The organism is Pseudomonas sp. NPDC077649 (genome assembly GCF_044542855.1).
Taxonomy (GTDB): Bacteria; Pseudomonadota; Gammaproteobacteria; order Pseudomonadales; family Pseudomonadaceae; genus Aquipseudomonas.
The window spans coordinates 591,556-617,890 of sequence record NZ_JBITVF010000003.1 but is presented as its reverse complement, the minus strand read 5'-3'; the positions used below and the strand labels follow the sequence as shown (position 1 = coordinate 617,890).

Below are 26,335 nucleotides of genomic sequence, written 5' to 3'. Positions count from 1 at the left end.
ATGGCTCGATCCGCAGTGGAGATCGCCCCAATGGCCAAAGAGCTCTATACCCGCACCAACCAGAAGATCTTCTTCGCCGGCCTGGCCCTGGACGCCTGGCGCAAGGCGCAGGCGGAGGGTGCGTTCAACACCCAGGCGCTGGTGCAGGCCGAGCGCGAGGCGGCCCTGTTCCACCTCTATGGCGGGCTGCTCGGGCTGTGCCACGAGATTGCGGGCTATTACCGCATGGCCGATGCCGCCCAGCCGCGCGTCGAGCTCCTGCTCACCCGCGCGGTGCTCGACAGCGCGCCGAGCCCGGAACTGGCCGAGCTGGTGGAGCTGGCGCAGCAGCCGGAAACCTGGCTGGCACAGCTGCTGGCGGCCTATGCCGAGCTGTTCCGGCCGCCGCAGGGCGAGAAGAAGGCCAAGGTCGATCCTGGCTTGCCGTTGATCACCGCACTCAGCGTCGAGGACGAGGCGGCCGAACTGGCGCCGGAAACCCTCGAGGCCTGGCGTCAGCAGCTCAAGGAACTGGTGCTGCGCTTTCGCGAATCGCTCAGCGAGTGCTGAGCCGCGCCGGCTCCGCCTGGAGCTCATCCGTCGTCATCTGGATCGGCGGGCTGGGGTCATGCCTGGTCGGCTGGTACAATGCCGGCCTTTCGTGGAGAACCTGAACCATGCCTACATCCTTTCTGGAAATCGTCGAACTGCCCGATGGGCGTATCGCCCTGCGTCGTGCGGAAGACGAGGAGGCCCTGGTGACCCTGGATTTCTCCGCCGATGCCAAGGCCTTCCTGCAGGGCCAGCACGTCGAGGTGGCCAAGGCCATGCTCAATGTCGGGGTGCAGATGGCCGGACGCCTGGCCGAGGGCGACTACAGTGCCGAGGACGAAGGGCCGCGGGTGCTGCACTGAATTTTCCGCGGCGCGGCAAGCAAAACGGGGCTCCAGGGGAGCCCCGTTTTCGTTGGTCGGATACCTTGCTGGCTGTAGCCGTAGCCGGACGTGGTCCGGGCGGCATCCGGGCCACGCGATGGCCTGGGGGCGAGGCGGCAGGGAAGGTGCCCTGCGATCTAGCCCAGGCTGATATTCAGGCTCTGCGCAGCGCCGATCTCGGCGGCTTGAGCCAGACGGCGGCGCGTGCCGCGTTCGAGCGGGTGCAGCCAGCTCACCACTGTATGGCTGCGGCCCAGCTTGAGCGCCTCCTCGGCCAGCTCCACGGCACTCTGGCCGCGGCGTGGTTGCAACAGCAGGATGCGTTCGCGGTTCAAACCGGCTTCGCGCAGCCAGGACTGGGTCAGGCTGGCCGGCGGCGCCACCAGGGTCAGCCAGCGAGCATCGAGGTTCTCGCTCAGTTCGCGCAGGATCGGCGCCAGCAGGTGCAGGCAGTGTCCGGCCGCGCCGCGCAGCGACAGTTCGCTGAAGGCTTCGGACTCGTCGAGTAGCGTGGCGGCGAGTCCTGGCTCCAGCAGGACTTCTGTCGGTTGGCCGAGAAAGGCATCGAACAGCGCCATTTGCGGGCGATCGAGTGGGTGCGGGAACTGCATAGAGCCTCCTCTAGCGACGGATCACGCCGACGCTCAAACCTTCGATGACCAGATCCTGGTGTTCCAGATCCACTTCGATCGGCGCGAACTCGGGGTTCTCGGCGATCAGCCAGACCTTGTTGCCTTCGCGCTTGAAGCGCTTGACCGTGACTTCGTCGTCCAGCCGCGCCACCACGATCTGGCCGTTGCGCGCCTCGCGGGTGGTGTGCACCGCCAGCAGGTCGCCGTCGAAGATGCCGATGTCCTTCATGCTCATGCCGCGCACGCGCAGCAGGTAGTCGGCCTTGGGTTGGAAGAAGGCCGGGTTGATCTGGCAGGATTCCTCGACATGCTGCTGGGCGAGAATCGGCGCGCCGGCGGCGACCCGGCCGATGACCGGCAGGCCTTCGTCCTCGTTGCTCGGCTCGAAGCCGGGGATGCGGATGCCGCGCGAGGCGCCCGGAGTCATTTCGATGGCGCCCTTGCGGGCCAGGGCCTTGAGGTGTTCCTCGGCGGCGTTGGGCGATTTGAAACCGAGTTCCTGGGCGATTTCCGCGCGGGTGGGCGGGTAGCCGTTGTCTTCCAGGCAGCGTTTGATGAAGGCGAGAATCTCGGCTTGGCGTGGCGTCAGTTTCAGCATGGCGGCGCTCTGTCTTTTTATACAGTGACTGGGATTATATACAGTAAGGCCGGCTTGGCAACGCACAATTTCGCCTACCCGCCGGCCGCCCTGTAACCTGCGACGGGCAATCTGCGTCTGTGCTTGTTGTAAGCTGTGACCGGCTGGCCAAAAGACGGCTCGTGCGGCTTGACAATGCAGTGGGCTGAAACGTATGTTTCAAACAAGTGTTTGTCAGGTGATAGCTCATGGCTCAGTCGGAAACCGTTGAACGCATTCTCGATGCTGCGGAACAGCTGTTCGCGGAAAAAGGCTTCGCCGAAACCTCGTTGCGTCTGATTACCAGCAAGGCCGGGGTCAATCTGGCGGCGGTCAACTATCACTTCGGCTCGAAGAAGGCGCTGATCCAGGCGGTCTTCTCGCGCTTCCTCGGGCCTTTCTGCGCCAGCCTGGAGAAGGAGCTGGATCGGCGTCAGGCCAAGGCCGATACCCCGGCCAGCCTCGAAGAACTGCTCGAACTGCTGGTCGAGCAGGCGCTGGCGGTCAAGCCGCGCAGCGGCAACGACCTGTCGATCTTCATGCGTCTGCTCGGCCTGGCCTTCAGCCAGAGCCAGGGCCACCTGCGCAAGTACCTGGAAGAGGTGTACGGCAAGGTGTTCCGCCGTTACATGCTGCTGGTGCATGAGGCGGCGCCGCGCATCCCGCCGCTGGAGCTGTTCTGGCGCGTGCATTTCATGCTCGGCGCGGCGGCCTTCAGCATGTCCGGAATCAAGGCGCTGCGCGCTATGGCCGAGACCGATTTCGGCGTCAACACCTCGATCGAGCAGGTGATGCGCATGATGGTACCGTTCCTCGCCGCCGGCATGCGCTCCGAGACCGGGGTCAACGACCCGGCGCTGGCCGCCGCGCAGCTCAAGCCACGCAGCAAGAGCGCGAGCGCGCCGGCAAAGGTTTGACGTCTGCGGGTGGGCGCGGCGTTGGCCTTCGGCTAAGCTAGCCGCCCATGTTCGATCTCGATCTGCTGCATATCTCCATCGCTGATCAGGCTCTGTACGGTTTCCGTGCGGGGCAGTTGGTGCTGCGCCTGCCGGTTTCCACCGCGCTGAACGGGGCGGGGGAGCGCAACGGTTCCGGCTGTACGCCGCGCGGCCTGCACCAGGTGCGGGCTAAGATCGGCGCCGGCCTGCCGCTGGGCGCGGTGTTGCGCGGCCGGCGCTGGACCGGCGAGATCTGGTCGCCGGCGCTGCACGAGCAGTTTCCCGGGCGCGACTGGATTCTCACCCGCATTCTCTGGCTCAGCGGCCTGGAGCCGGGACGCAATCGTTCTGGCCAGGTGGACAGTTTTCGCCGCTATATTTACCTGCATGGCACGCCCGATAGCGAACTCATGGGCGTGCCGCTCTCGCATGGCTGCGTGCGCCTGCGCAACGCCGACATGCTGGCCCTGTTCGATCGGGTAGCACCGCACTGCCCGGTCAGGATCGACGAGGCGCCCTGCCCGCAGTGGGCCGGGGCGGATCTTCGCTAAGGATTTTTTGTGACGACACGCATGCAAGGCTCTTTGATGCTGGATATCGCCGGCACCTGGCTGACCGCCGAGGATCGCCAGCTGCTGCGCCAGCCCGAGGTGGGCGGGCTGATCATCTTCGCCCGCAATATCGAATCGCCGCGCCAGGTGCGCGAGCTGTGCCAGAGCATCCGCGCCCTGCGTCCGGATCTGCTGCTGGCGGTGGATCAGGAAGGCGGTCGGGTGCAGCGTCTGCGCCAGGGCTTTTTGCGTCTGCCGGCGATGCGCGCCATCGCCGACAACGACAATGCCGAGACCCTGGCCGAGCATTGCGGCTGGTTGATGGCCACCGAGGTGCTGGCGGTGGGCTTGGACCTGAGTTTCGCCCCGGTGCTGGACCTCGATCACCAACGTAGTGCGGTGGTCGGCAGTCGCGCCTTCGAGGGCGATCCGCAGCGCGCCGCGCGCCTGGCCGGCGCCTTTATCCGCGGCATGCGCGAGGCCGGCATGGCCGCCACCGGCAAGCATTTTCCCGGCCACGGCTGGGCCGAGGCCGATTCCCATGTGGCGATTCCGCTGGACGAGCGCAGCCTCGATGAAATTCGTGCCTGCGACCTGCAGCCGTTCAAGCTGTTGGCCGGCGAGCTGGATGCGGTGATGCCGGCGCACGTCATCTACCCGCAGGTCGACGCGCAGCCGGCCGGCTTCTCGCGGCGCTGGCTGCAGGACATCCTGCGCGGCGAGCTGGGCTTCGACGGGGTGATCTTCAGCGACGACCTGTCCATGGCTGGTGCCCATGTGGTCGGCGATGCCGGCCAGCGCATCGAGGCGGCGCTCGGCGCCGGTTGCGACATGGGCCTGGTGTGCAACGACCGCGCCGCCGCCGAGCTGGCGCTGACGGCCCTGCAACGCCGGCAGGTGACGCCGCCGGCGCGCCTGGCGCGTATGCGCGGCCGTGCACACGCCAGTACCGAATACCGCCAGGCGCCACGCTGGCTGACTGCCGTGGCGGCGCTGCGAGCCGCCCAGTTGCTTGACTGAGGAGCGCCCATGACTGTCTACGCGATTATCGGCGGCACCGGCCTGACCCAGCTCGAAGGCCTGACCATCCGCGAAGCATTGCCGCTGGATACGCCCTACGGCGCGCCGTCGGCCGATGTGCTGCGCGGCGACTACGCCGGGCGCGAGGTGCTGTTTCTCGCCCGCCATGGCCAGCCGCACCGTATTCCGCCGCATCAGGTCAACTACCGCGCCAACCTCTGGGCGCTGAAGCAGGCCGGGGCCAAGGCGATCCTCGCGGTCAACGCGGTCGGCGGCATCCATGCGGCCATGGCCACCGGGCATTTCTGCGTGCCACACCAGCTCATCGATTACACCGCGGGGCGCGCCCATACCTTCTACGAGGGCGAGTTGGAGCACGTCACCCACGTCGATTTCAGCCAGCCTTACGATGCTCAGCTGCGTGAGCGACTGGTGGCGGCGCTGCGCGCCGAGCACGCCGCGTTCAGCGATCACGGGGTCTACGGCTGCACCCAGGGCCCGCGCCTGGAGACGGCTGCGGAAATCGCCCGCATGGAGCGCGACGGCTGCGACCTGGTGGGCATGACCGGCATGCCTGAGGCGGTGTTGGCGCGCGAACTGGCGCTGCCTTACGCCTGCCTGGCGTTGGTGGTCAACCCGGCGGCGGGCAAGTCCAGCGCGCTGATCACCATGGCCGAGATCGAGCGGGTGCTGGAGCAGGGCATGGGCACGGTCAAGTCGGTGCTGGCGCGGGTGCTGGCGGGCTGAGCCTGGCTCCCCGGATAACGAAAAGGGCCGCTTAGCGGCCCTTTTTGCATCGTTCGGCACATCCCTGCGTTTCACCCCTCTGGGGCTTGCGCGCCAAACCGCTCCCGGCGCTCTCCTGTCTGGCCTCCGCTCAGAGCGGGCTGATGCGGATCAGCGCGCCCAGGCTGCCGTGATCCAGGTAGGTCAGGCTGTTGTCCTTCAGGCGCTGGGCGATCTTCAGGTGCTCGCTGGCATCGAGCAGGCCGTCGGCGCTGAACTGGTTGATCCACAGTTCCAGTTCCAGGTCGGCGAAGCGTTCCTGGGTGAAGCTCAGCGTGCCCTCGACCGGATGGTGGCCGAACTGCGCCTCGCCGCTGCTCACCGCGACGCGGCTCGGGCTGCTGCCGATGCTCTGGCTCCAGGCCTTGTGCAGCAGCAACTGGTAGCCGTTGCCGGGGTTGAGCTTGGCCGCCTCGTTGTCCAGCGCCGTGGGGCGTTCGTTGCCGGCGATCGGCAGGGCGGTGCCGGCCCAGTCGTCGGGAGCGATCTTGGGCGCGACGACGGGGTCGCCGGCCTGGCGGAACACCAGCAGTTCGACCTGGTAGAGGCGTTCGGCGAAGGCGCTTGGGGCCAGCAGGCAGAGCAGCAGGGGGATCAGGTGCAAGAGACGCATGGGCGTTTTGTCCTTCAGGTGGATGAAGCTTGTGGGGCCAGGCGTTCGAGCAGGGCCTCCAGGGTGTTGAAGCGCTCTTCGGCGCGCTCCATCGGCACCTGGATCTTGAACACCGTGGCACCTTCGAATTTGTAGCGCTTGGGCTGCGCCTGGATCAGCTTGATCAGGGTCAGCGGGTCGACGCAGGTCTCGGCGGCGAACTCGATGCGCCCGCCCTGCGGCCCGGCGTCGATCTTGACGATGCCCAGCTTGTCGGCCTGCAGCTTGAGCAGGGTCAGGCGCATCAGGTGCTTGGTCGGCTCCGGCAGCAGGCCGAAGCGGTCGATCATCTCCACCTGCAGCTCCTTCAGGCCGTCTTCGTCGGTGGCGTTGGCGATGCGCTTGTAGAGGATCAGGCGGCTGTGCACGTCGGGCAGGTAGTCCTCGGGGATCAGCGCCGGTACGCGCAGGTTGATCTCCGGGCCGCCGCCCAGCGGCTGGTCGAGGTTTGGCTGCTCGCCTTTCTGGATGGCCTTGACCGCGCGTTCGAGCATTTCCATGTAGAGGGTGAAGCCGACCGCCTGGATCTGTCCGCTCTGGCCGTCGCCGAGCAGCTCGCCGGCGCCGCGGATCTCCAGGTCGTGGGTGGCCAGGACGAAGCCGGCACCGAGGTCCTGGGCATTGCTGATGGCCTCCAGGCGCTTCTGCGCGTCGTCGGTCATCTGCTTGCGTGGCGGCGTGAGCAGGTAGGCATAGGCCTGGTGGTGGCTACGGCCGACGCGGCCACGCAACTGGTGCAACTGGGCCAGGCCGAACTTGTCGGCGCGGTCGATGATGATGGTGTTGGCGCTGGGCACGTCGATGCCGGTCTCGATGATGGTCGAGGCCACCAGCACGTTGAAGCGCTTGTGGTAGAAGTCGCTCATCACCTGTTCCAGCTCGCGCTCGCGCATCTGCCCGTGGCCGATGCCGATGCGCGCTTCCGGCACCAGCTTGGCGAGGTCGGCGGCGCACTTGTCGATGGTCTTCACGTCGTTGTGCAGGTAGTACACCTGGCCGCCGCGCAGCAGTTCGCGCAGCAGCGCTTCCTTGATGGTCGGCAGGTTGCTTTCCATGACGAAGGTGCGCACCGACAGGCGGCGCGCCGGCGGGGTGGCGATGATCGACAGGTCGCGCATGCCGGCTACGGCCATGTTCAGGGTGCGCGGAATCGGCGTGGCGGTGAGGGTGAGGATATCCACCTCGCTGCGCAGGGCCTTGAGCTGTTCCTTCTGGCGTACGCCGAAGCGGTGTTCCTCGTCGATGATCACCAGGCCCAGGTTGTGGAACTTGACGTCGTCCTGCAGCAGCTTGTGGGTACCGATAACGATATCCACCTTGCCTTCGGCCAGCTGTTGCACCGCGCCTTCGACTTCCTTGGTGCTCTTGAAGCGGCTCATCACCTCGACCTTCACCGGCCAGTCGGCGAAACGGTCGCGGAAGCTGTTGTAGTGCTGCTGGGCGAGCAATGTGGTGGGCACCAGCACGGCCACCTGCTTGCCGCTGTGCACGGCGATAAAGGCCGCGCGCATGGCCACCTCGGTCTTGCCGAAGCCGACGTCGCCGCAGACCAGACGATCCATCGGCTTGCCGGCGAGCATGTCGCCGCGCACCGCGTCGATGGCGGCCTGCTGGTCCGGGGTTTCCTCGAAGGGGAAGCCGGCGCTGAAGCTGGCGTAGTCCAGCGCCGGGTCCTGGAAGGCGAAACCTTCGCGGGCGGCGCGGCGGGCGTAGATATCCAGCAGTTCGGCGGCGACGTCGCGCACCTGCTCGGCGGCCTTGCGCTTGGCCTTCTGCCAGGTCTCCGAACCGAGGCGGTGCAGCGGCGCCAGGGCGTCGTCGCTGCCGGTGTAGCGGGCGATCAGGTGCAGGCTGGCCACCGGCACGTAGAGCTTGGCTTCCTCGGCGTACATCAGGGCGAGGAACTCGGCGGCCTGGCCGTCGAACTCCATGGTCACCAGGCCCAGGTAGCGGCCGACGCCGTGGTCGATATGCACCACCGGCGCGCCTTCGCGCAGCTCGGTGAGGTTCTTGATCACGTTGTCGCCGCCGTCGCGACCCTTCTCGCGGCGACGGCGCTGCATCACGCGCTGGCCGAACAGCGGGCTTTCGGCGATCAGCGCCAGGTCGTCGAGCAGCAGGCCCTCGTCCAGCGGGGCGATGCAGATCCCCAAACGCTCGTGGCTTGCGACGAAGGTCGGCCAGCCCTCGACTTCCTTCGGTTTGAGCTTGAGCCGGGCGAGCAGTTCCAGCAGCACCTCGCGGCGCCCGGCCGATTCGGCGCAGAACAGCACGCGGCCCGGGTATTCCTCGATGAAGCGGCGCAGCGCCGCCAGCGGCTCGCCGGCCTTGGCCTGAATCGCCAGATCCGGCAGCGCTTTGGCGTCGAAGCGCGTCTGGCCGACGCCGGGTTCGATATCCTCGGGGTTGACGACGATGCGCGGCCAGCTCTTCAGGCGGGCGAAGCAGTCCTCCACCGGCAGGAAGATGTCGGCCGGCGGCAGCAGCGGGCGTTCCGGGTCGACGCGGCGATCCTCATAGCGGCTGCGCGCGTCGGTCCAGAAGTGCTCGGCGGCTTTTTCGATGCCGGGCAGGGAGAACACCTGGGTGTCGCCCGGCAGGTAGTCGAACAGGGTGTCGGTTTCTTCGAAGAACAGCGGCAGGTAGTACTCGATGCCGGCCGGGGTGATGCCGCTGGAAAGATCCTGATAGATCGGGCAGCGGCGGAAATCCACGTCGAAGCGCTCGCGAAAGCGTCCGCGGAAATCGCTGACGGCCTTCTTCTCCAGCGGAAACTCGCGCGCCGGCAGCAGGCGGATCGACTCGACCTTGTCCACCGAGCGCTGGGTCTCCGGGTCGAACGTGCGCAGGGTCTCGATCTCGTCGTCGAACAGGTCGATGCGGTAGGGCGTGTCGCTGCCCATGGGGAAGAGGTCGATCAGCGCGCCGCGCACGGCGAACTCGCCGTGCTCGTAGACGGTGTCGACGCAGCGGTAGCCGGCCGCCTCCAGGCGCGTGCGCATCTGCGGGGCGTCGAGCTTCTGGCCGACGTCCAGCACCAGGCTGCTGCCGAGCAGAAAGCGCTTCGGCGCCAGACGGTGTAGGGCGGTGGTGATCGGTACTACCAGAATGCCGCGGGTCAGCTGCGGCAGGCGATAGAGTGCGGCGATGCGCTGCGAGATGATGTCCTGGTGCGGCGAGAAGACGTCGTAGGGCAGGGTTTCCCAGTCGGGGAAATGCAGCACCGGAAGATCGGGGGCGAAGAACGCCAGTTCTTCCTGCAGGCGCTCGGCGCTCTGGCTGCCCTCGGTGAGAACCAGGGTGAGGCGCCCGGCGGCGCTGGCGGCCTCGGCGATGGCCAGCGGCAGGGCGGCGCCGGGCAGGTTGCCCCATTGCTGTTTGCCGGCGCTGGCGGGCAGGGACGGAAGACGCAGTACGGACGCGGTCGTTGCGGACACGGGCGGCTCACGGTCGTGACAAAAGGCCGGGAATTGTAGCGGGGCTTGGTGGTCAATGTCAGTCGCGACAGGCGCGCATTGCTCATGCCCGCGCGCGCCGTCATAATGTAGCCCCTTTTTTCAGCCCCTACATGTGGAAGGTACTGCCCGTGACTCAGAAGCCCGACCAGTGTCTCGGTGAATGGATCGATCGTGAAGCCCTCGCGGAAGCGATGATTCCGCTGATTGGTCAGCTCTACCGCAACAACAATGTGGTGACCTCGATCTATGGCCGCGGTCTGATCAACCGCTCGGTGATCGACATCCTCAAGGCCCACCGTTTCGCCCGCCACCGTCTGGAAGGCGAAGCTGAACTGTCGGTTCATGACACCTTCCCCATGCTCAAGGCCATGAGCGAGCTCAAGCTGGGCGCCGCCTCGGTGGACCTGGGCAAGCTGGTCGCCAAGTACAAGGCCGAGGGCGCCGGGCGCGGCGTCGAGCAGTTCGTCAAGGACGAGCTGGCCGAGGTGGTTGGCAAGCAGAACGGCGCCGGTCGCGAAGGCACCGACGTGGTGCTGTACGGCTTCGGCCGCATCGGTCGCCTGCTGGCACGTATCCTGATCGAGAAGACCGGTGGCGGCGACGGCCTGCGCCTGCGCGCCATAGTCGTGCGCAAGGGCGCCGACAACGACCTGGTCAAGCGCGCCAGCCTGCTGCGTCGCGACTCGGTACACGGCAAGTTCGATGGCACCATCACCATCGACGAGGAGCACAACACCCTCACCGCCAACGGCAACCTGATCCAGGTGATCTACGCCAAGTCGCCGGCCGAGGTGGATTACACCCAGTACGGCATCAAGAACGCCCTGCTGGTGGACAACACCGGCGTATGGCGCGACGCCGACGGCCTCGGCCAGCACCTCAAGTGCCCGGGCGTCGACCGCGTGGTGCTGACCGCGCCGGGCAAGGGCGCGCTGAAGAACATCGTGCACGGCATCAACCATGGCGAGATCACCCCGGACGACAAGATCATCTCCGCGGCCTCCTGCACCACCAACGCCATCGTGCCGGTGCTCAAGGCAGTCAACGACAGGTTCGGCATCGTCAACGGCCACGTCGAAACCGTGCACTCGTACACCAACGACCAGAACCTGATCGACAACTTCCACAAGGGCAGCCGCCGTGGCCGTAGCGCCGCGCTGAACATGGTGATCACCGAGACCGGTGCCGCCACCGCCGCCGCCAAAGCGTTGCCGGTGCTCAAGGGCAAGCTGACGGGCAACGCCATTCGCGTGCCGACGCCGAACGTGTCGATGGCCATCCTCAACCTGAACCTGGAGAAGGCCACCACGCGCGAGGAAATCAACGAGTACCTGCGCCAGATGGCCATGCACTCGGATCTGCAGAAGCAGATCGACTTCGTCAGCTCGCAGGAAGTGGTGTCCACCGACTTCGTCGGCTCGCGCCATGCCGGTGTGGTCGATGCCGAAGCCACCATCTGCAACGACAACCGCGTCGTGCTCTATGTTTGGTACGACAACGAGTTCGGCTACAGCTGCCAGGTGGTGCGCGTGATGGAAGACATGGCCGGGGTCAACCCGCCGGCCTTCCCGCGCTAAGCGCCAGGGGCAATAAAGAACGGGAGCTTCGGCTCCCGTTTTTTATTGGCCGGCCAGCAGCTGGTCGCGCAGTTTGTCGGACAGACCGTCGGGCGCCAGCCAGATGCCCAGGTAGGCGTCGGCCAGCTCGGGGTTGGCGCTGCGAAAGGCGGTTTCGCCATTGCGCAGCAGGCGCAGGCCCTGCTCGCGGTCGTAGTCGAGGGCGTAGCGGTCGCCGGGGCGAATGTCCTTGAAGGTCGCGTGCAGGGCGTCCAGTTCGTCGCGCAGGGCGGCCAGGCGTTGGGCGTCGAGCTGGCGTTCGAGGGTGAGCCAGGCGGCCTTGATCACATCGCTGCGCGCGATGTTGCGGAAGTAGTAGAGCTCCAGGCGTTTGGCGTGCGGGCCGTTCAGTGCCTCGCGCGGGCTGATGCCGTTGGGGGTGTAGAGCGCGGCGGCGTAGACGTCGGCCCACAGGTAGGTGAGCACCGCCTGGTTCTTGCGTTCGAGCTGCGCCACCTGCGGGGCGAAGGCCGCTTCGCGCAGGCGCAGGTCGCTGTTGGCCAGCAGCAGCGGGCTGGCGAGGGTCAGGAGGAGAGCGAGCAGAGCGCGCGGCATGGCGGCTATCCCCAGGCTGAAAAGGCTCTATTTAATTGCGCCGAAGGCTGATCCGGGTCAAGTCGCGATCTGTTGCGCGCTGTTACCGAAAAGTCAAAAAAAGCAAGCGCTTGGGTGGCCAGCCTCGGGGGGCGTCTTTATAATCAAGCGGATTTTTTACCCAGGTTCGGCATCATCATCCACGCCAATAATGCATCGGCGTGGTTGAGTCTATTAGACCTTCGGCTGCTGCCCCTGTCCTATAAAAAGCTTTCTAAATCAGTGGTTAGGCAAACCTATGATCAAACTAAAGCATGGGCTCGATTTGCCCATAACGGGTGCGCCGGCACAGCGTATCGAGGCCGCCAGGCCCGTGCGCAGTGTCGCCGTCATCGGCTTCGACTATCACGGGATGAAGCCGACGATGGAAGTGCAGGTCGGTGATCGGGTCAAGCTCGGTCAACTGCTTTTCACCGACAAGAAGACCCCCGGCGTGCGTTACACCGCACCGGCTGCCGGCGTGGTCAGCGCCATTCATCGCGGCGAGAAGCGCGTGCTGCAGTCGCTGGTGATCGATATCGACGGCGACGAGCAGGAAACCTTCGCCCAGTACCCGGCCGCTCAGCTCGATGCGCTGAGCGACGCCCAGGTGCGCGAGAACCTGCTGCAGTCCGGCCTGTGGACCGCGCTGCGCACGCGTCCGTTCAGCAAGGTGCCGGCCATCGATGCCGTGCCCAGTTCGATCTTCGTCACCGCCGTCGACACCCATCCGCTGGCCGCCGATCCGGCCGTGGTGATCGCCGAGCATGCCGCCGATTTCGAAAATGGCCTGAAAGTGCTGGGCAACCTGGCCAAGGTCTTCCTGTGTAAGGCCGATGGCGCCAACCTGCCCGGCGAGACGCTGGCCAAGGTGCAGAGCGAGGCCTTCGCCGGCCCGCATCCGGCCGGCCTGCCGGGTACCCACATTCATTTCCTCGACCCGGTCGGCGCCAGCAAGAGCGTGTGGCAGATCGGCTACCAGGACGTGATCGCCGTGGGCAAGCTGTTCACCACCGGTCAGCTGTTCGTCGAGCGCGTGGTCGCGCTGGGCGGTCCGGTCGCCGAGCAGCCGCGTCTGCTGCGCACCCGTCTGGGCGCCAACCTGGAAGAGCTCACCGCCGGCGAACTCAAGCCCGGCTTCAATCGGGTGATTTCCGGCTCGGTGTTCGGCGGGCGTACCGCTCAGGGCGCCTTCGCCTTCCTCGGCCGCTACCACAACCAGGTGTCGTGCCTGGGCGAGGGCAACGACCGCGAGATGATGCACTACCTGCGTGCCGGGGTTAACAAGCACTCGGTGCTGAACATCTTCGTCTCCAAGCTGGCCGGCGCCAAGCTGTTCAACTTCACCACCACCACCAACGGCAGCCCGCGCGCCATGGTGCCGGTAGGCAACTACGAAGCGGTGATGCCGCTGGACATCCTGCCGACCCAACTGCTGCGCTACCTGATCGTCGGCGACACCGAGATGGCCCAGAAACTGGGTTGCCTGGAACTCGACGAAGAAGACCTAGCGCTGTGCACCTACGTCTGTGCCGGCAAGTACGAATACGGCCCGATCCTGCGGGATAACCTCAGCCGCATCGAGAAGGAGGGTTAAGCCATGGGCATTCGTGCATTCCTCGACAAGATCGAGCACAACTTCGAGAAGGGCGGCAAGTACGAGAAGTGGTACGCCCTCTACGAGGCCATCGACACCTTCTTCTATCGCCCCGGCAGCGTGACCAAGACCACCGCCCACGTGCGTGACGGCATCGACCTCAAGCGCATGATGATCACCGTGTGGCTGTGCACCTTCCCGGCGATGTTCTTCGGCATGTGGAACACCGGCTACCAGGCCAACCTGATCTTCGCCCAGAGCCCCGAGCTGCTGGCGAGCCAGGAAGGCTGGCGCTTCGCCCTGATCGGTTCGCTGGCCGGCTTCGATCCCAGCAGCCTGTGGGACAACTTCGTCCAGGGCGCTGCCTGGTTCCTGCCCGTCTACGCAGTGACCTTCATCGTCGGCGGCTTCTGGGAAGTGCTGTTCGCCTCGATCCGCAAGCATGAGGTCAACGAGGGCTTCTTCGTCACCTCCGTGCTGTTCGCCCTGATCCTGCCGCCGAGCATTCCGCTGTGGCAGGTGGCCCTGGGCATCAGCTTCGGCGTGGTGATCGGCAAGGAAGTGTTCGGCGGTACCGGCAAGAACTTCCTCAACCCGGCGCTGACCGGCCGTGCCTTCCTGTTCTTCGCCTACCCGGCGCAGATGTCGGGCGATGCGGTGTGGACCGCGGTGGACGGCTTCGCCGGCGCCACCTCGCTGAGCCTGGCGGCTTCCGGCGGCGTGGAGAACGTGATCAACCACGGCATCACCTGGATGGACGCCTTCGTCGGCACCATTCACGGCTCGCTGGGCGAGACCAGCACCCTGGCCATCGCCATCGGCGGCCTGGTGCTCTTGATCACCAAGATCGCCGCCTGGCGCATCGTCGCCGGCGTGATGCTGGGCATGATCGGCCTGTCTCTGCTGCTCAACGCCATCGGCTCGACCACCAACCCGATGTTCGCCATGCCCTGGTACTGGCACCTGGTGGTGGGCGGTTTCGCCTTCGGCATGTTCTTCATGGCCACCGACCCGGTGTCGGCCTCCATGACCAACACCGGCAAGTGGATTTTCGGCGCCCTGATCGGCGTGATGGTGGTGTTGATCCGCGTGGTCAACCCGGCCTTCCCCGAGGGCATGATGCTGGCGATCCTGTTCGCCAACCTGTTTGCACCGCTGATCGACCACTTCGTCGTTCAAGCCAATATCAAGCGGAGGCTGGCACGCAATGTCTAGTCAAAAAGAATCCACCGTCCGCACCCTGACGGTGGCCCTGCTGGTGTGCCTGGTGTGCTCGGTGTTCGTCGCCGGCGCCGCCATCGCCCTGAAGCCGACCCAGGTGGAAAACCGCCTGCTCGACAAGCAGCGCAGCATCCTGGCCATCGCCGGTCTGGGCGAGGCGGGCATGTCAGCGGCCAAGGTCAAGGAGCTGTTCAACAGCACCATCACCGCCAAGCTGGTGGACCTGGAGAGCGGCAAGTTCTCCGATGCGCACAACCCGATCACCTTCGATCCGCTCAAGGCGTCCAAGGACCCGAGCCTGTCCAGCGTGCTGAAAGGCAGCGACGACATCGCCGGGATCAAGCGCCAGGAGCGTTTCAGCACCGTGTACATGGTGGAGAAGGACGGCCAGGTGGAAACCCTGATCCTGCCGGTGCGCGGCTACGGCCTGTGGTCGACCCTGCACGGCTTTATCGCGGTGAAAGGGGATCTGAACACCGTGGTGGGCATGGGCTTCTACCAGCACGGCGAGACCCCCGGTCTCGGCGGCGAGGTGGACAACCCGAAGTGGAAGGGCCAGTGGCCGGGCAAGACCCTGTTCGACGACAACGGCGAGTTGGCCGTGGAAGTCGTCAAGGGCAGCGTCGATCCGCAGGGTCCGAAGGCCGCGCACCAGGTCGACGGCCTGGCCGGCGCCACCCTCACCGGCAAAGGTGTCGACAACCTGCTGAAGTTCTGGCTCGGCCAGAACGGCTTCGGTCCGTTTATCGCTAACCTGCGTGCAGGGGAGGCCTGATCATGTCGCAGCCGACTATTAAAGAAGTCCTGCTCAATCCGATCTTCAACAACAACCCCATCGGCCTGCAGATCCTCGGGATCTGCTCGGCCCTGGCGGTGACCTCGAACCTGCAGACTGCGCTGGTGATGTCCGCCGCGCTGACCCTGGTGACCGGTTTCTCCAACCTGTTCATCTCGCTGATCCGCAGCCAGATCCCCAGCTCGATCCGCATGATCGTGCAGATGGTGATCATCGCCTCGCTGGTGATCGTGGTGGATCAGGTGCTCAAGGCCTACGCCTTCAGCCTGTCCAAGCAGCTCTCGGTGTTCGTCGGTCTGATCATCACCAACTGCATCGTGATGGGCCGCGCCGAGGCCTTCGCCATGCAGAACCCGCCGGTACTGTCTTTCTTCGACGGGATCGGCAACGGTCTCGGCTACAGCGCCATGCTGATCGCCCTGGGCGTGATCCGCGAGCTGTTCGGCGCGGGCAAGCTGATGGGCTACGAGATCTTCTCGGTGGTCAACGACGGCGGCTGGTACCAGCCCAACGGCATGCTGCTGCTGCCACCTTCGGCCTTCTTCCTGATCGGTCTGTTCATCTGGGGCATCCGCGCCTGGAAGAAAGACCAGGTTGAGAAGAACGCCTACAAGATGGCGCCTCAGGTATCCAACAAGGAGGCCTACTAATGGAGCATTACATCAGCCTGTTCGTCCGTGCGGTGTTCGTCGAGAACATGGCGCTGGCGTTCTTCCTCGGCATGTGCACCTTTATCGCCATCTCCAAGAAGGTGGAAACCGCCATCGGTCTCGGTATCGCCGTGGTGGTGGTGCTGGGTATCACCATGCCGGTGAACAACCTGATCTACACCAACATCCTCAAGGATGGTGCCCTGGCCTGGGCCGGCCTGCCTGAGGTGGACCTGTCCTTCCTCGGCCTGCTGACCTTCATCGGCGTGATCGCGGCCATCGTGCAGATCCTGGAAATGACCCTGGATAAGTACGTGCCCTCGCTGTACAACGCCCTCGGTGTGTTCCTGCCGCTGATCACCGTGAACTGCGCCATCATGGGTGGCTCGCTGTTCATGGTCGAGCGCGACTACAACCTGGCCGAGAGCACCGTCTACGGCGTCGGTGCCGGCGTCTCCTGGGCACTGGCCATCGCTGCGCTGGCGGGCATTCGCGAGAAGCTCAAGTACAGCGACGTGCCGGCTGGCCTGCAGGGTCTGGGCATCACCTTCATCACCATCGGTCTGATGTCGCTGGGCTTCATGTCCTTCTCCGGCGTGCAGCTGTAAGGAAAGGATGAGCAGATGATCAATTACGAAATCTTCCTCGCCATCGGCATGTTCACCGCCATCGTTCTGGCGCTGGTGCTGATCATTCTCGCCGCGCGCGCCAAGCTGGTGTCCAGCGGCGACGTGAGCATCGAGATCAACGGCGAAAAAACCATCGTGGTGCCGGCCGGCGGCAAGCTGCTGCAGACCCTGGCCGACAACAACGTGTTCCTGTCTTCCGCCTGCGGCGGCGGCGGCACCTGCGCCCAGTGCAAGTGCATCGTCGAATCCGGCGGCGGCGAGATGCTGTCCACCGAAGAGTCGCACTTCACCAAGCGCGAGGCCCGCGAGGGCTGGCGCCTGTCCTGCCAGACCCCGGTCAAGCAGGACATGAAGATCGAGGTGCCGGAAGAAGTCTTCGGCGTAAAGAAGTGGGAGTGCACCGTCGAGTCCAACCCGAACGTGGCCACCTTCATCAAGGAGCTGACGCTCAAGCTGCCGGAAGGCGAGAACGTCGACTTCCGCGCCGGCGGTTACGTGCAGCTGGAATGCCCGCCGCACACCGTGTACTACAAGGACTTCGACATCCAGGAGGAGTACCGCGGCGACTGGGACAAGTTCAACCAGTGGAAGTACGTGTCCAAGGTCGACGAGACCGTGATCCGTGCCTATTCCATGGCCAACTACCCGGAAGAGCGCGGGCTGGTGAAGTTCAACATCCGTATCGCCTCGCCGCCCCCCGGCAAGGACGATCTGCCGCCGGGCAAGATGAGTTCCTACGTGTTCAGCCTCAAGCCGGGCGACAAGATCACCGTGTACGGACCCTTCGGCGAGTTCTTCGCCAAGGACACCGACGCCGAGATGGTCTTCATCGGTGGTGGTGCCGGCATGGCGCCGATGCGTTCGCACATCTTCGACCAGCTCAAGCGCCTCAAATCCAAGCGCAAGATCAGCTTCTGGTACGGCGCGCGCTCCATGCGCGAGGCCTTCTACGTCGAAGAGTATGACCAGCTGCAGGCCGAGAACGACAACTTCAAGTGGCACCTGGCGCTGTCCGACCCGCTGCCTGAAGACAACTGGACCGGCCTGAAAGGCTTCATCCACAACGTGCTGTACGAGAACTACCTGAAGGACCACCCGGCTCCAGAGGATTGCGAGTTCTACATGTGCGGCCCACCCATGATGAACGCCGCGGTGATCAAGATGCTGACCGACCTGGGCGTCGAGCCGGAGAACATTCTCCTCGACGACTTCGGCGGCTAAGCATGAACTTTGCGGTACTCCAGCCCGTTATCGCTGTCGCCCTGGCGGCAGCCCTAACGGGCTGCTTGCATTCTAAACGGATCGAAGAGTTCGGCGGCCCGACCATGGGCAGCACCTATTCGGTCAAGTACGTGCGCAGCGACGGCGTGGCGGCGCAGGCCGAACTCAAGGCGGCGACCGAGGCGATCCTCGCCGAAATCGACCAGCAGATGTCCACCTACCGCGCCGACTCGCTGATCGAGCAGTTCAACCGCGCGCCGGCCGGCACCTGCCAGGCCATGCCGCCGGGGGTGCTGGAGCTGGTGCGCGCCGGCAATCGCCTGCATGCAGAGAGCCAGGGCTCGTTCGACCTGACGCTGGAGCCGCTGCTCGACCTCTGGGGCTTCGGTCCCAAGGGGCAGGGCGAGGCGGTGCCGAGTGCCGCGCAGCTGGCCGCGGTGCGCCAGCGGGTCGGTCAGCAGCACCTGCGCATCGACGGCGAGCGGCTGTGCAAGGCGGTCGACGTACAGGTCGACTTCAACAGCATCGCCGCCGGCTATGCGGTCGACCGCATCGTCGCCCGCCTGGCCGAACTGGGCGTCACCAGCTACCTGGTGGAAGCCACCGGCGAGCTCAAGGCGGCCGGCCTCAAGCCCGACGGCAGCCATTGGCGCATCGGCCTGGAGGCACCGCGCGACGACCAGCGGGTGGCCCAGCGCATCCTCCAGCTCGACGGTTACGGCATCTCCACCTCCGGCGATTACCGCAACTACTTCGAGGAAAACGGCCAGCGCTACTCGCACACCCTCGATCCGCTGACCGGTATGCCGGTCAATCACCGGCTGGCGGCGGTCACCGTGGCCGATCCATCGACCTTGCGTGCCGATGGCTTGTCTACCCTATTGATGGTGCTCGGTCCCGAGGCCGGTCTGGCCTTCGCCGAGCGCAACGGTATCGCGGCGTTTTTCGTGACGCGTGAGGGCGAGGGCTTCGTCACACGCAGCAGCGCCGCATTCGAGCAGCTATTCGCTGCAGGAGAGGAACAATGACTTTCTTGGTAGTTTTCCTGGCCATGCTGCTGGTCGTCGGCATGATGGCCGTGGGCGTGATCATGGGCCGTAAGCCGATCGCCGGTTCCTGCGGCGGCATCGCCAACCTGGGCATCGAGAAGGAATGCTCGATCTGCGGCGGTAGCCGCGAGAAGTGCGAAGAGGTCAACCGCGACCCGGCCGAGGCGCCGCGCACCGATCTGGCCTACGACGCGAGCAAGCGCTGATCCCCGTTTGATTGATTGCCGGCGCCGCCCGTGCGGTGCCGGCCCTGCCGCGGCTGCGCCACGCGCGCCGCGGTCTGATGCGAAGGAGTAAACATGGCGGTCTACAACTACGATGTGGTGGTGCTGGGCTCCGGGCCAGCGGGCGAGGGCGCGGCGATGAACGCGGCCAAGGCCGGGCGCAAGGTGGCAGTGGTGGACAACCGTCCGTTGGTCGGCGGCAACTGCACCCACCTCGGCACTATCCCGTCCAAGGCGCTGCGCCACTCGGTGCGGCAGATCATGCAGTTCAACACCAACCCGATGTTCCGCCAGATCGGCGAGCCGCGCTGGTTCTCCTTCCCCGACGTGCTCAAGAGCGCGGAGAAGGTGATCGCCAAGCAGGTCACCTCGCGCACCGGCTACTACGCGCGCAACCGCATCGACACCTACTTCGGCACCGCCAGCTTCGCCGACGAGCAGACCGTGGAAGTGGTCTGCCTCAACGGCGTGGTGGAAAAGCTGGTGGCCAAGCAGGTGGTCGTCGCCACCGGTTCGCGCCCCTACCGCCCGGCCGACGTCGACTTCCGTCACCCGCGCATCTACGACAGCGACACCATCCTCAGCCTCGGTCACACCCCGCGCCGGCTGATCATCTACGGCGCCGGGGTGATCGGCTGCGAATACGCCTCGATCTTCAGCGGCCTGGGCGTGCTGGTGGACCTGATCGACAACCGCGATCAGCTGCTCAGCTTCCTCGACGACGAGATCTCCGACGCACTCTCCTACCACCTGCGCAACAACAACGTGCTGATCCGCCACAACGAGGAGTACGAGCGCATCGAGGGCCTGGAGAACGGGGTGATCCTGCACCTCAAGTCCGGCAAGAAGATCAAGGCCGACGCGCTGCTCTGGTGCAACGGTCGTACCGGCAACACCGACCAGCTGGGCCTGGAGAACATCGGCATCAAGGTCAACAGCCGCGGGCAGATCCAGGTCGACGAGCACTACCGCACCGAGGTCAGCAACATCTACGCCGCCGGCGACGTGATCGGCTGGCCGAGCCTGGCCAGCGCCGCCTCCGACCAGGGCCGTTCGGCGGCCGGCAGCATCGTCGACAACGGCAGCTGGCGTTTCGTCGACGATGTGCCGACCGGGATCTACACCATTCCGGAGATCAGCTCGATCGGCAAGAACGAGCGCGAACTGACCCAGGCCAAGGTGCCCTACGAAGTGGGCAAGGCCTTCTTCAAGGGCATGGCGCGGGCGCAGATCGCGGTGGAGCCGGTGGGCATGCTGAAGATCCTGTTCCACCGCGAGACGCTGGAAGTGCTGGGCGTGCACTGCTTCGGCTACCAGGCCTCGGAGATCGTGCATATCGGCCAGGCGATCATGAACCAGAAGGGCGAGGCGAACAGCATCAAGTACTTCGTCAACACCACCTTCAACTACCCGACCATGGCCGAGGCCTATCGGGTGGCGGCGTTCGACGGCCTCAACCGGCTTTTTTGAGCGGCTCCGGCCGGTGGCCTGAGCCGGTCGGGGAGACGGGCTGGGAGGATGCTTCCGAGTGGCGCTGGCCGAATCGGGAGAGCTTCTAGCGCACCAGGCGGCAAGACGAAAAAACCGGCCATTGGCCGGTTTTTTCGTTCTCGGGCGTTGCTTGTACGGGGCCTGGCGCGAGGGCATCCCCGGGTTGCATCCGGGCTACGCGGGGTAAAGCCGCCGATCCTCAGCCGCGCAGCGTCTGCACCGCCAGGCCGGGGAAGTCGGTGATGATGCTGTCGGCGCCGAAGTCGGCGAGGCGGCGCATCAGCGCGGCGTCGTTGACCGTCCACACCGACACGTGCAGCCCCTGTTTCTGCGCCTTGAGCAGGCGTTCCGGGGTGCACAGCGTCCAGTTCAGCGCGAGCAGGTGACAGCCGTAATGGGCGGCCACCTTGAGCGGGTCGAGCCAGGCGTATTCGGCCACCAGGCCCAGCTGCAGCTGCGGGGTCAGCTCGCGGGCAGCCTTGAGCACCTCGCGCGAGCTGGAGGTGATGGTCACCTGCTCGCGCAGGCCGAAGCGCTCGGCCAGTTCGGCGATGGCCAGCACGGTGCGCGCGGCGCGCACCTTGGAGGCGCTCTTCACTTCCAGCTGCCAGTGGGCGAAGCGGCACTGCTCGAACAGTTGCTCCAGGCGTGGGATCGGGCAGGGGCGCACCCAGCCGGGGCCGCCCTTGCGCGCGTCGTATGTCGCCAGTTCGGCGGCGTCGTGCTCGACCACCTTGCCGCGCAGGCCGGTGGTGCGCTTGAGGGTCGGGTCGTGAATCACCATCAGCTCGCCGTCGCGCGACAGGTGCAGGTCCAGCTCGCAGCGCTCGACGCCGTGTTCCAGGCAACGCTGGAAGCTGGCCAGGGTGTTTTCCGGGGCTTCGCCCTTGGCGCCGCGATGGCCGTAGATAAGGGTCACTGTTGCTCCTTGGCGGGGTCCAGATGGCGCGGCCGGTGGTGGCGCACGCTGTTGATCACGTGGTCGTATTCGAAGTAGACGCTGAACTCGCGGTAGTCCCAGCGGGTGATCGGCGGCTGACCGACCGGCCGGTGTTCCTCGTCGGCCAGGCCGAAGCGCTCCAGCACCGAGCCTTTGGACTCGCCTTTTTGCGGCAGGTTGCGCGCATCGAGATCGGCGCCCTGGCTGCCCAATGGAATGGTCAGGGTGTCGGCGAGCAGGATGGTAGGGGTGAGCAGGGCGAGCAGTAGCACGAAGCGATACATGAGGGTTCCTTGGCGGCGGTCATTCGCGGGCCTGGCGACGTTCCAGGGCCTGCTTCTGCAGGATATGCCGGGCCAGCAACTGGCGCTGTGCGTCGGTCAACGCTTCGAACTCGGTGCCGATCTCGTACTGGCCGTTCGCACGCGGACTGCAATGCACGACCTGGGCGCGCAGCAGCAGGCCGAGGGCCTGCGGCATCAGCACCATCTTGATCGCCAGGTGGCTGCCGGGCGCCACGGCCTGGCCATGGTTGAAGCTGATGCCGCCTTCGGACAGCGACACCTGGCGCGGCACGCCGATATCGCGCAGCAGGCTCTGCGCCACGGCCTGGCCGAGCAGGTCGATGCGCTTGTTGATCACCTTGAGGTAGTTGGCCAGGGTGCGGTCGCGTTCGCTGATATGGCGCAGCAGGTGCTGCGACTCGAAGTCCATCAGGTGCAGGTCGCTGAGCAGGTTGAACAGCGGCGAGGCATCGTGAAGCGCGTCGCTGGCCTGGGCTTCGGCGCCCGACAACAGGCTGAATTCCAGTGCTATCGTGTCGTCGATACGATAGTATTCGCGGCGATCATCTTCATCGTGTGTCGACATGGCGAACCCATGGCAGCAGTGGTGGTCTGAGTGTAAAGCTGCTCGCCGGGCCTCGCCACAAGGACGTCTTTCTTTCCCCCGAATCTCCCCGACATGTTCAGACCTCTGTTCGTATTCATCGGTACGCGCTACACGCGGGCCAAGCGCCGCAACCACTTCGTCTCCTTCATTTCCCTGACTTCCATGCTCGGCCTCACCCTCGGGGTGATGGTGATGATTCTGGTGCTGTCGGTGATGAACGGTTTCGACCATGAGATGCGTACCCGGGTGCTGGGCATGATTCCCCATGCCACGGTCGAGTCGGCCACCCCGGTGAGCGACTGGCCGGCCTTGGCGCGCCAGGTCGAGCGCCACCCGCGGGTCGAGGCGCTGGCGCCCTTCACCCAGATGCAGGGCCTGCTGACCCACCAGGGCAAGGTGCAGAAGGTGCTGATCAATGCCGTCGATCCCGAGCAGGAGCGCAAGGTGTCGATCATCGACGACTTCTTCCAGCAAGGCAGCCTCGACAGCCTGCAGCCGGGCGAATTCGCCATGGTCATCGGTGACAAGGCGGCGGCCAAGCTCGGGCTGCAACTGGGGGACAAGGTCACCTTCGTCGCCCCCGAGGTCACCGTCACCCCGGCCGGCATGTTCCCGCGCCTGAAGCGCTTCACCGTCACCGGCATCTTCCATGTCGGCGCCGGCGAGATCGACGGCGCCCTGGCCCTGGCCAACATCAGTGACCTGGCGCGCCTGCAGCGCTGGCGCCCGGATCAGGTGCAGGGCCTGCGCCTGAAGTTCGACGACCTGTTCCAGGCGCCGCGCAGCGCCTGGGAAATCGCCCAGACCCTGGATGGCGACTTCTATGCCCGCGACTGGACGCGCAGCCACGGCAATCTGTACCAGGCCATCCGCATGGAGAAGACCATGATCGGCCTGCTGCTGCTGCTGATCGTCGCGGTGGCCGCGTTCAATATCATTTCCACCCTGGTGATGGTGGTCACCGACAAGAAGGCCGACATCGCCATTCTGCGCACCCTGGGCGCCACGCCGCGGCAGATCATGGCCATCTTCATGGTCCAGGGCACGGTGATCGGCGTGGTCGGCACCCTGATCGGCGCCGCGCTGGGCATTCTCGCCGCGCTTAATGTCAGCAGCCTGATCGCCGGCCTGGAAAGGCTGCTGGGGATCAAGTTCCTCAACGCCGACGTGTACTTCATCGACTACCTGCCGTCGCAGCTGCAGACGGCCGACGTGGTCATGGTCTGCACCGCGGCGTTGTTCCTGAGTTTCTTCGCCACCCTGTACCCGGCCTGGCGCGCCGCGCGTACCCAGCCGGCCGAGGCCCTGCGTTATGAATGACCTGACCAACGAAAACGCCATGCAACAGCAGACCGCCGTGCTCAGCTGCCGCAACCTGGGCAAGCGTTATGACGAGGGCCCCGAGTCGGTGGTGGTGCTCGACGGCCTGGAGCTGGAACTGCTGGCCGGCGAGCGGGTGGCCATCGTCGGCAGCTCCGGCTCGGGCAAGAGCACCCTGCTGAACATGCTCGGCGGCCTGGATACGCCCAGCGCGGGCAGTGTCTGGCTGGCCGGCGAGCAGCTGTCGGCGCTGAGCGAAACGGCCCGCGGCCTGCTGCGCAACCGCGCGCTGGGCTTCGTCTACCAGTTCCATCACCTGCTGGCCGAATTCACCGCACTGGAAAACGCCTGCATGCCGCTGCTGATCGGCAAGACGCCGATCGCCGAGGCGCGCCAGCGCGCCACCGCCCTGCTGGAGCGGGTCGGTCTGGGCCATCGTCTCAATCACAAGCCGGCCGAACTCTCCGGCGGCGAGCGCCAGCGCGTGGCCATCGCCCGTGCCCTGGTCAACCGCCCGGGGCTGGTGCTGCTCGACGAGCCCACCGGCAACCTCGACCACCACACCGCCGAAGGCATCCAGCAGCTGATGCGCGAGCTCAGCCGCGATTCCAACACCGCGTTTCTGGTGGTGACCCACGACATGCAGCTGGCGCGGCAGATGGATCGTGTGCTGAGCCTGCAGGACGGCAAGCTGGTGGCCCTCTGATGTTCCGCCCGCTGAGTCTCTTCATCGGCGCTCGCTACACCCGGGCCAAGCGCCGCAATCACTTCATTTCCTTTATCTCGCTGACCTCGATGATCGGCCTGGGCCTGGGCGTGCTGGCGATGATCGTGGTGCTGTCGGTGATGAACGGCTTCCAGAAGGAAATGAGCTCGCGCATCCTCGGCATGGTGCCGCACGCCACGCTCTACGGCGCCGAGCCGGTCGCCGACTGGCGCGCCCTGGCCGGCAAGGCCCTGGCCAATCCCCAGGTGCTCGCGGCGGCGCCGTTCGCCGAGCTGGAGGGCATGCTCTCGCACCGCGGGGTGATGCAGCCGATCCAGATCCACGGCATCGACCCGGCCGAAGAGGCCCAGGTGTCGATCCTGCCCGGGCATATCCGCCAGGGCAGCCTGGACAACCTGCAGCCGGGCGAATACGGCGTGGTCATCGGCGACATCACCGCACGGCGTTTCGGCCTGCAGGTGGGCGACAAGCTGACCCTGATCATTCCCGAGCTGAGCAGTGCTCCCGGCGGCGTCACCCCGCGCATGCAGCGGTTGAACGTGGCGGCGGTGTTCAAGGTCGGCGCCGAACTGGACAGCTCGCTGGCGCTGATCCACGTCGCCGACGCCGCCGCGCTGCAGCGCCTGCCGGAGGGCAGCGTGCCGGGCGTGCGCCTGGCGCTCCAGGACCTGTACCAGGCGCCGCAGGTATCCACAGCGCTGGCCGCGCAACTGGGCGAGGGCTACCGCGCCGACGACTGGACCCATACCCAGGGCAGCCTGTTCAGCGCGATGAAGATGGAGAAGACCATGATCGGCCTGCTGCTGCTGCTGATCGTCGCGGTGGCGGCGTTCAACATCATCGCCACGCTGATCATGGTGGTGGCCGACAAGGGCGGCGACATCGCCATCCTGCGCACCCTGGGCGCCACGCCGCGGCAGATCATGGCGGTGTTCATGGTCCAGGGCACGGTGATCGGCGTGGTCGGCACCCTGGTCGGCACCCTGCTCGGCGTGCTCGCCGCGCTCAACGTCAGCGCCCTGGTGGCCTGGCTGGAATCCTTCGCCGGCCAGCAGGTGCTGAGCTCGGACGTCTACTTCATCAGCAGCCTGCCGTCGGACCTGCAGTGGCTCGACGTGGCGCTGATCTGCTCGGCAGCGCTGATCCTCAGCTTTCTCGCCACCCTCTATCCCTCCTGGCGGGCGGCGCAGGTGCAGCCAGCCGAGGCGCTACGCTACGAGTGAAAGCAAAAAAGCCGTCGAATCCGACGGCTTTTTTTCTAGCTCAACGCTGCTCGCGCTGGCGTCGATTTTCCTGGCGCTTGCGCCAGCTGTGCTGCACCCACCAGCGCCAGTAGAGCATGGTCAGCACATAGCCCAGAACGGCGAGCACCAGGCCGGAGACGAACGAGCCGATCAGCAGCGGCTTCCACAGGATGGCCAGTTCGGCGGTGATCCACTCCAGGCTCAGGTGGCTGGGCATCTTCATCGCCGGGGTCTGGGTGATCCAGGCGCCGAGCTTGTAGGTGCAGTAGAACACCGGCGGCATGGTGATCGGGTTGGTCAGCCACACCAGGCCGATGGAGATCGGCAGGTTGGCCCGCAGCGGAATGGCCACGGCGGCAGCGGCGAGCATCTGCATGGGCATGGGGATCATCGCCCAGAACAGGCCGATGGCCATGGCGCGGGCCACCGAATGGCGGTTGAGGTGCCAGAGGTTGGGGTCGTGGATCAGGCTGCCGAGAAAGCGCAGGGATTTGTTGCCCTTGATGCTGTCGGGATGGGGCATGTAGCGCTTAAATAAACGACGCGGCATGAAGAGTCTCTGGGCAGGCTGAAGCGCCG

At 65.7% G+C, this 26,335-nt stretch carries 28 protein-coding genes; 19 read left to right on the top strand and 9 right to left on the bottom strand.

Annotated elements, in window-relative coordinates; genetic code table 11:
• Positions 1–30 precede the first annotated feature (30 nt).
• The gene (locus ACIGFL_RS13315) at positions 31–549 is read left to right on the top strand and encodes a DUF6586 family protein (protein ID WP_397497482.1); all 519 of its coding nucleotides are present in this window, start codon (positions 31–33) and stop codon (positions 547–549) included.
• Between the two features lie 107 nt (positions 550–656).
• Positions 657–893 carry a hypothetical protein gene (locus ACIGFL_RS13310; RefSeq protein ID WP_021444491.1) on the top strand — a complete coding sequence of 79 codons (237 nt, stop codon included), beginning with the start codon at positions 657–659 and terminating at the stop codon, positions 891–893.
• A gap of 158 nt (positions 894–1,051) precedes the next feature.
• Here the strand turns inward: ACIGFL_RS13310 and sulA are convergent, their stop codons facing one another.
• Positions 1,052–1,525 carry an SOS-induced cell division inhibitor SulA gene (sulA, locus tag ACIGFL_RS13305; RefSeq protein ID WP_397497481.1) on the bottom strand — a complete coding sequence of 158 codons (474 nt, stop codon included), beginning with the start codon at positions 1,523–1,525 and terminating at the stop codon, positions 1,052–1,054.
• Between the two features lie 10 nt (positions 1,526–1,535).
• On the bottom strand, positions 1,536–2,144 hold the full coding sequence (lexA, locus tag ACIGFL_RS13300) for a transcriptional repressor LexA (protein WP_122107259.1): 609 nt from the start codon (positions 2,142–2,144) through the stop codon (positions 1,536–1,538).
• 227 nt (positions 2,145–2,371) lie between these two features.
• On the opposite strand from lexA, the gene ACIGFL_RS13295 reads away from it, so the two are divergent.
• Genes ACIGFL_RS13295 through ACIGFL_RS13280 form a run of 4 tightly spaced genes read left to right on the top strand, consistent with a single transcriptional unit; the run spans position 2,372 to position 5,418 of the window.
• On the top strand, positions 2,372–3,079 hold the full coding sequence (locus ACIGFL_RS13295) for a TetR/AcrR family transcriptional regulator (RefSeq protein WP_021444493.1): 708 nt from the start codon (positions 2,372–2,374) through the stop codon (positions 3,077–3,079).
• A gap of 47 nt (positions 3,080–3,126) precedes the next feature.
• Positions 3,127–3,651: a L,D-transpeptidase family protein gene (locus ACIGFL_RS13290; RefSeq protein WP_397497480.1), complete on the top strand. Its 525-nt coding sequence runs from the start codon at positions 3,127–3,129 to the stop codon at positions 3,649–3,651.
• Between the two features lie 21 nt (positions 3,652–3,672).
• A complete protein-coding gene (gene nagZ, locus ACIGFL_RS13285; protein ID WP_122107257.1) occupies positions 3,673–4,671 on the top strand; it encodes a beta-N-acetylhexosaminidase in 999 nt (332 codons plus the stop codon).
• Positions 4,672–4,680: 9 nt separating this feature from the next.
• On the top strand, positions 4,681–5,418 hold the full coding sequence (locus tag ACIGFL_RS13280) for an S-methyl-5'-thioinosine phosphorylase (RefSeq protein WP_021444013.1): 738 nt from the start codon (positions 4,681–4,683) through the stop codon (positions 5,416–5,418).
• 130 nt (positions 5,419–5,548) lie between these two features.
• Here ACIGFL_RS13280 and ACIGFL_RS13275 read toward each other — a convergent pair whose 3' ends face one another.
• Complete coding sequence (locus ACIGFL_RS13275; RefSeq protein WP_122107256.1) at positions 5,549–6,070, bottom strand: CsiV family protein; 522 nt, start codon at positions 6,068–6,070, stop codon at positions 5,549–5,551.
• A 14-nt stretch (positions 6,071–6,084) separates the two neighbouring features.
• Positions 6,085–9,546, bottom strand: coding sequence for a transcription-repair coupling factor (gene mfd / locus ACIGFL_RS13270; protein WP_397497479.1), 3,462 nt, complete (start codon positions 9,544–9,546; stop codon positions 6,085–6,087).
• A gap of 131 nt (positions 9,547–9,677) precedes the next feature.
• Between mfd and ACIGFL_RS13265 the strand changes: the two genes are divergently transcribed.
• Positions 9,678–11,144 (top strand): glyceraldehyde-3-phosphate dehydrogenase, encoded by a 1,467-nt coding sequence (locus tag ACIGFL_RS13265; protein ID WP_397497478.1) that lies wholly within the window; start codon positions 9,678–9,680, stop codon positions 11,142–11,144.
• 42 nt (positions 11,145–11,186) lie between these two features.
• Here ACIGFL_RS13265 and ACIGFL_RS13260 read toward each other — a convergent pair whose 3' ends face one another.
• The gene (locus ACIGFL_RS13260) at positions 11,187–11,738 is read right to left on the bottom strand and encodes a chalcone isomerase family protein (RefSeq protein WP_021445494.1); all 552 of its coding nucleotides are present in this window, start codon (positions 11,736–11,738) and stop codon (positions 11,187–11,189) included.
• Positions 11,739–12,015: 277 nt separating this feature from the next.
• Here ACIGFL_RS13260 and ACIGFL_RS13255 point away from each other — a divergent pair, with 277 nt between their 5' ends.
• The 9 genes from ACIGFL_RS13255 (at position 12,016) to sthA (ending at position 20,613) form a co-directional block, all read left to right on the top strand.
• Complete coding sequence (locus tag ACIGFL_RS13255; protein WP_031303643.1) at positions 12,016–13,353, top strand: Na(+)-translocating NADH-quinone reductase subunit A; 1,338 nt, start codon at positions 12,016–12,018, stop codon at positions 13,351–13,353.
• A gap of 3 nt (positions 13,354–13,356) precedes the next feature.
• Entirely contained in the window at positions 13,357–14,568 is a 1,212-nt protein-coding gene (locus ACIGFL_RS13250; RefSeq protein ID WP_122107251.1) for an NADH:ubiquinone reductase (Na(+)-transporting) subunit B, read from the top strand.
• Positions 14,561–15,349: a Na(+)-translocating NADH-quinone reductase subunit C gene (locus ACIGFL_RS13245; RefSeq protein ID WP_031303644.1), complete on the top strand. Its 789-nt coding sequence runs from the start codon at positions 14,561–14,563 to the stop codon at positions 15,347–15,349. Before ACIGFL_RS13250 ends, ACIGFL_RS13245 begins: the two co-directional genes overlap by 8 nt.
• Positions 15,346–16,020: an NADH:ubiquinone reductase (Na(+)-transporting) subunit D gene (locus tag ACIGFL_RS13240; protein WP_177342921.1), complete on the top strand. Its 675-nt coding sequence runs from the start codon at positions 15,346–15,348 to the stop codon at positions 16,018–16,020. Before ACIGFL_RS13245 ends, ACIGFL_RS13240 begins: the two co-directional genes overlap by 4 nt.
• Positions 16,020–16,628: an NADH:ubiquinone reductase (Na(+)-transporting) subunit E gene (nqrE, locus tag ACIGFL_RS13235; RefSeq protein ID WP_021445499.1), complete on the top strand. Its 609-nt coding sequence runs from the start codon at positions 16,020–16,022 to the stop codon at positions 16,626–16,628. Before ACIGFL_RS13240 ends, nqrE begins: the two co-directional genes overlap by 1 nt.
• A 15-nt stretch (positions 16,629–16,643) precedes the next feature.
• On the top strand, positions 16,644–17,870 hold the full coding sequence (gene nqrF, locus ACIGFL_RS13230) for an NADH:ubiquinone reductase (Na(+)-transporting) subunit F (protein WP_021445500.1): 1,227 nt from the start codon (positions 16,644–16,646) through the stop codon (positions 17,868–17,870).
• Positions 17,871–17,872: 2 nt separating this feature from the next.
• Entirely contained in the window at positions 17,873–18,898 is a 1,026-nt protein-coding gene (locus ACIGFL_RS13225) for an FAD:protein FMN transferase (RefSeq protein ID WP_397497477.1), read from the top strand.
• The gene (gene nqrM, locus ACIGFL_RS13220; protein ID WP_021445502.1) at positions 18,895–19,125 is read left to right on the top strand and encodes a (Na+)-NQR maturation NqrM; all 231 of its coding nucleotides are present in this window, start codon (positions 18,895–18,897) and stop codon (positions 19,123–19,125) included. Before ACIGFL_RS13225 ends, nqrM begins: the two co-directional genes overlap by 4 nt.
• Positions 19,126–19,218: 93 nt before the next feature.
• Positions 19,219–20,613 carry a Si-specific NAD(P)(+) transhydrogenase gene (gene sthA / locus ACIGFL_RS13215; RefSeq protein WP_021445503.1) on the top strand — a complete coding sequence of 465 codons (1,395 nt, stop codon included), beginning with the start codon at positions 19,219–19,221 and terminating at the stop codon, positions 20,611–20,613.
• Positions 20,614–20,833: 220 nt separating this feature from the next.
• Here sthA and ACIGFL_RS13210 read toward each other — a convergent pair whose 3' ends face one another.
• Genes ACIGFL_RS13210 through ACIGFL_RS13200 form a run of 3 tightly spaced genes read right to left on the bottom strand, consistent with a single transcriptional unit; the run spans position 20,834 to position 22,444 of the window.
• On the bottom strand, positions 20,834–21,553 hold the full coding sequence (locus tag ACIGFL_RS13210) for a glycerophosphodiester phosphodiesterase (RefSeq protein WP_122107245.1): 720 nt from the start codon (positions 21,551–21,553) through the stop codon (positions 20,834–20,836).
• Complete coding sequence (locus ACIGFL_RS13205) at positions 21,550–21,858, bottom strand: phosphodiesterase (protein WP_397497476.1); 309 nt, start codon at positions 21,856–21,858, stop codon at positions 21,550–21,552. Before ACIGFL_RS13205 ends, ACIGFL_RS13210 begins: the two co-directional genes overlap by 4 nt.
• Before the next feature lie 19 nt (positions 21,859–21,877).
• Entirely contained in the window at positions 21,878–22,444 is a 567-nt protein-coding gene (locus tag ACIGFL_RS13200; protein ID WP_122107243.1) for a PilZ domain-containing protein, read from the bottom strand.
• A 93-nt stretch (positions 22,445–22,537) separates the two neighbouring features.
• On the opposite strand from ACIGFL_RS13200, the gene ACIGFL_RS13195 reads away from it, so the two are divergent.
• Genes ACIGFL_RS13195 through ACIGFL_RS13185 form a run of 3 tightly spaced genes read left to right on the top strand, consistent with a single transcriptional unit; the run spans position 22,538 to position 25,735 of the window.
• Positions 22,538–23,785 carry a lipoprotein-releasing ABC transporter permease subunit gene (locus ACIGFL_RS13195; RefSeq protein ID WP_397497475.1) on the top strand — a complete coding sequence of 416 codons (1,248 nt, stop codon included), beginning with the start codon at positions 22,538–22,540 and terminating at the stop codon, positions 23,783–23,785.
• A gap of 19 nt (positions 23,786–23,804) precedes the next feature.
• A complete protein-coding gene (gene lolD, locus ACIGFL_RS13190; RefSeq protein WP_177342919.1) occupies positions 23,805–24,491 on the top strand; it encodes a lipoprotein-releasing ABC transporter ATP-binding protein LolD in 687 nt (228 codons plus the stop codon).
• Positions 24,491–25,735 carry a lipoprotein-releasing ABC transporter permease subunit gene (locus tag ACIGFL_RS13185; RefSeq protein ID WP_397497474.1) on the top strand — a complete coding sequence of 415 codons (1,245 nt, stop codon included), beginning with the start codon at positions 24,491–24,493 and terminating at the stop codon, positions 25,733–25,735. Before lolD ends, ACIGFL_RS13185 begins: the two co-directional genes overlap by 1 nt.
• Positions 25,736–25,775: 40 nt before the next feature.
• On the opposite strand, the gene ACIGFL_RS13180 is transcribed toward ACIGFL_RS13185, so the two are convergent.
• Positions 25,776–26,306: a DUF2062 domain-containing protein gene (locus tag ACIGFL_RS13180; RefSeq protein WP_031303645.1), complete on the bottom strand. Its 531-nt coding sequence runs from the start codon at positions 26,304–26,306 to the stop codon at positions 25,776–25,778.
• Positions 26,307–26,335: the final 29 nt, after the last annotated feature.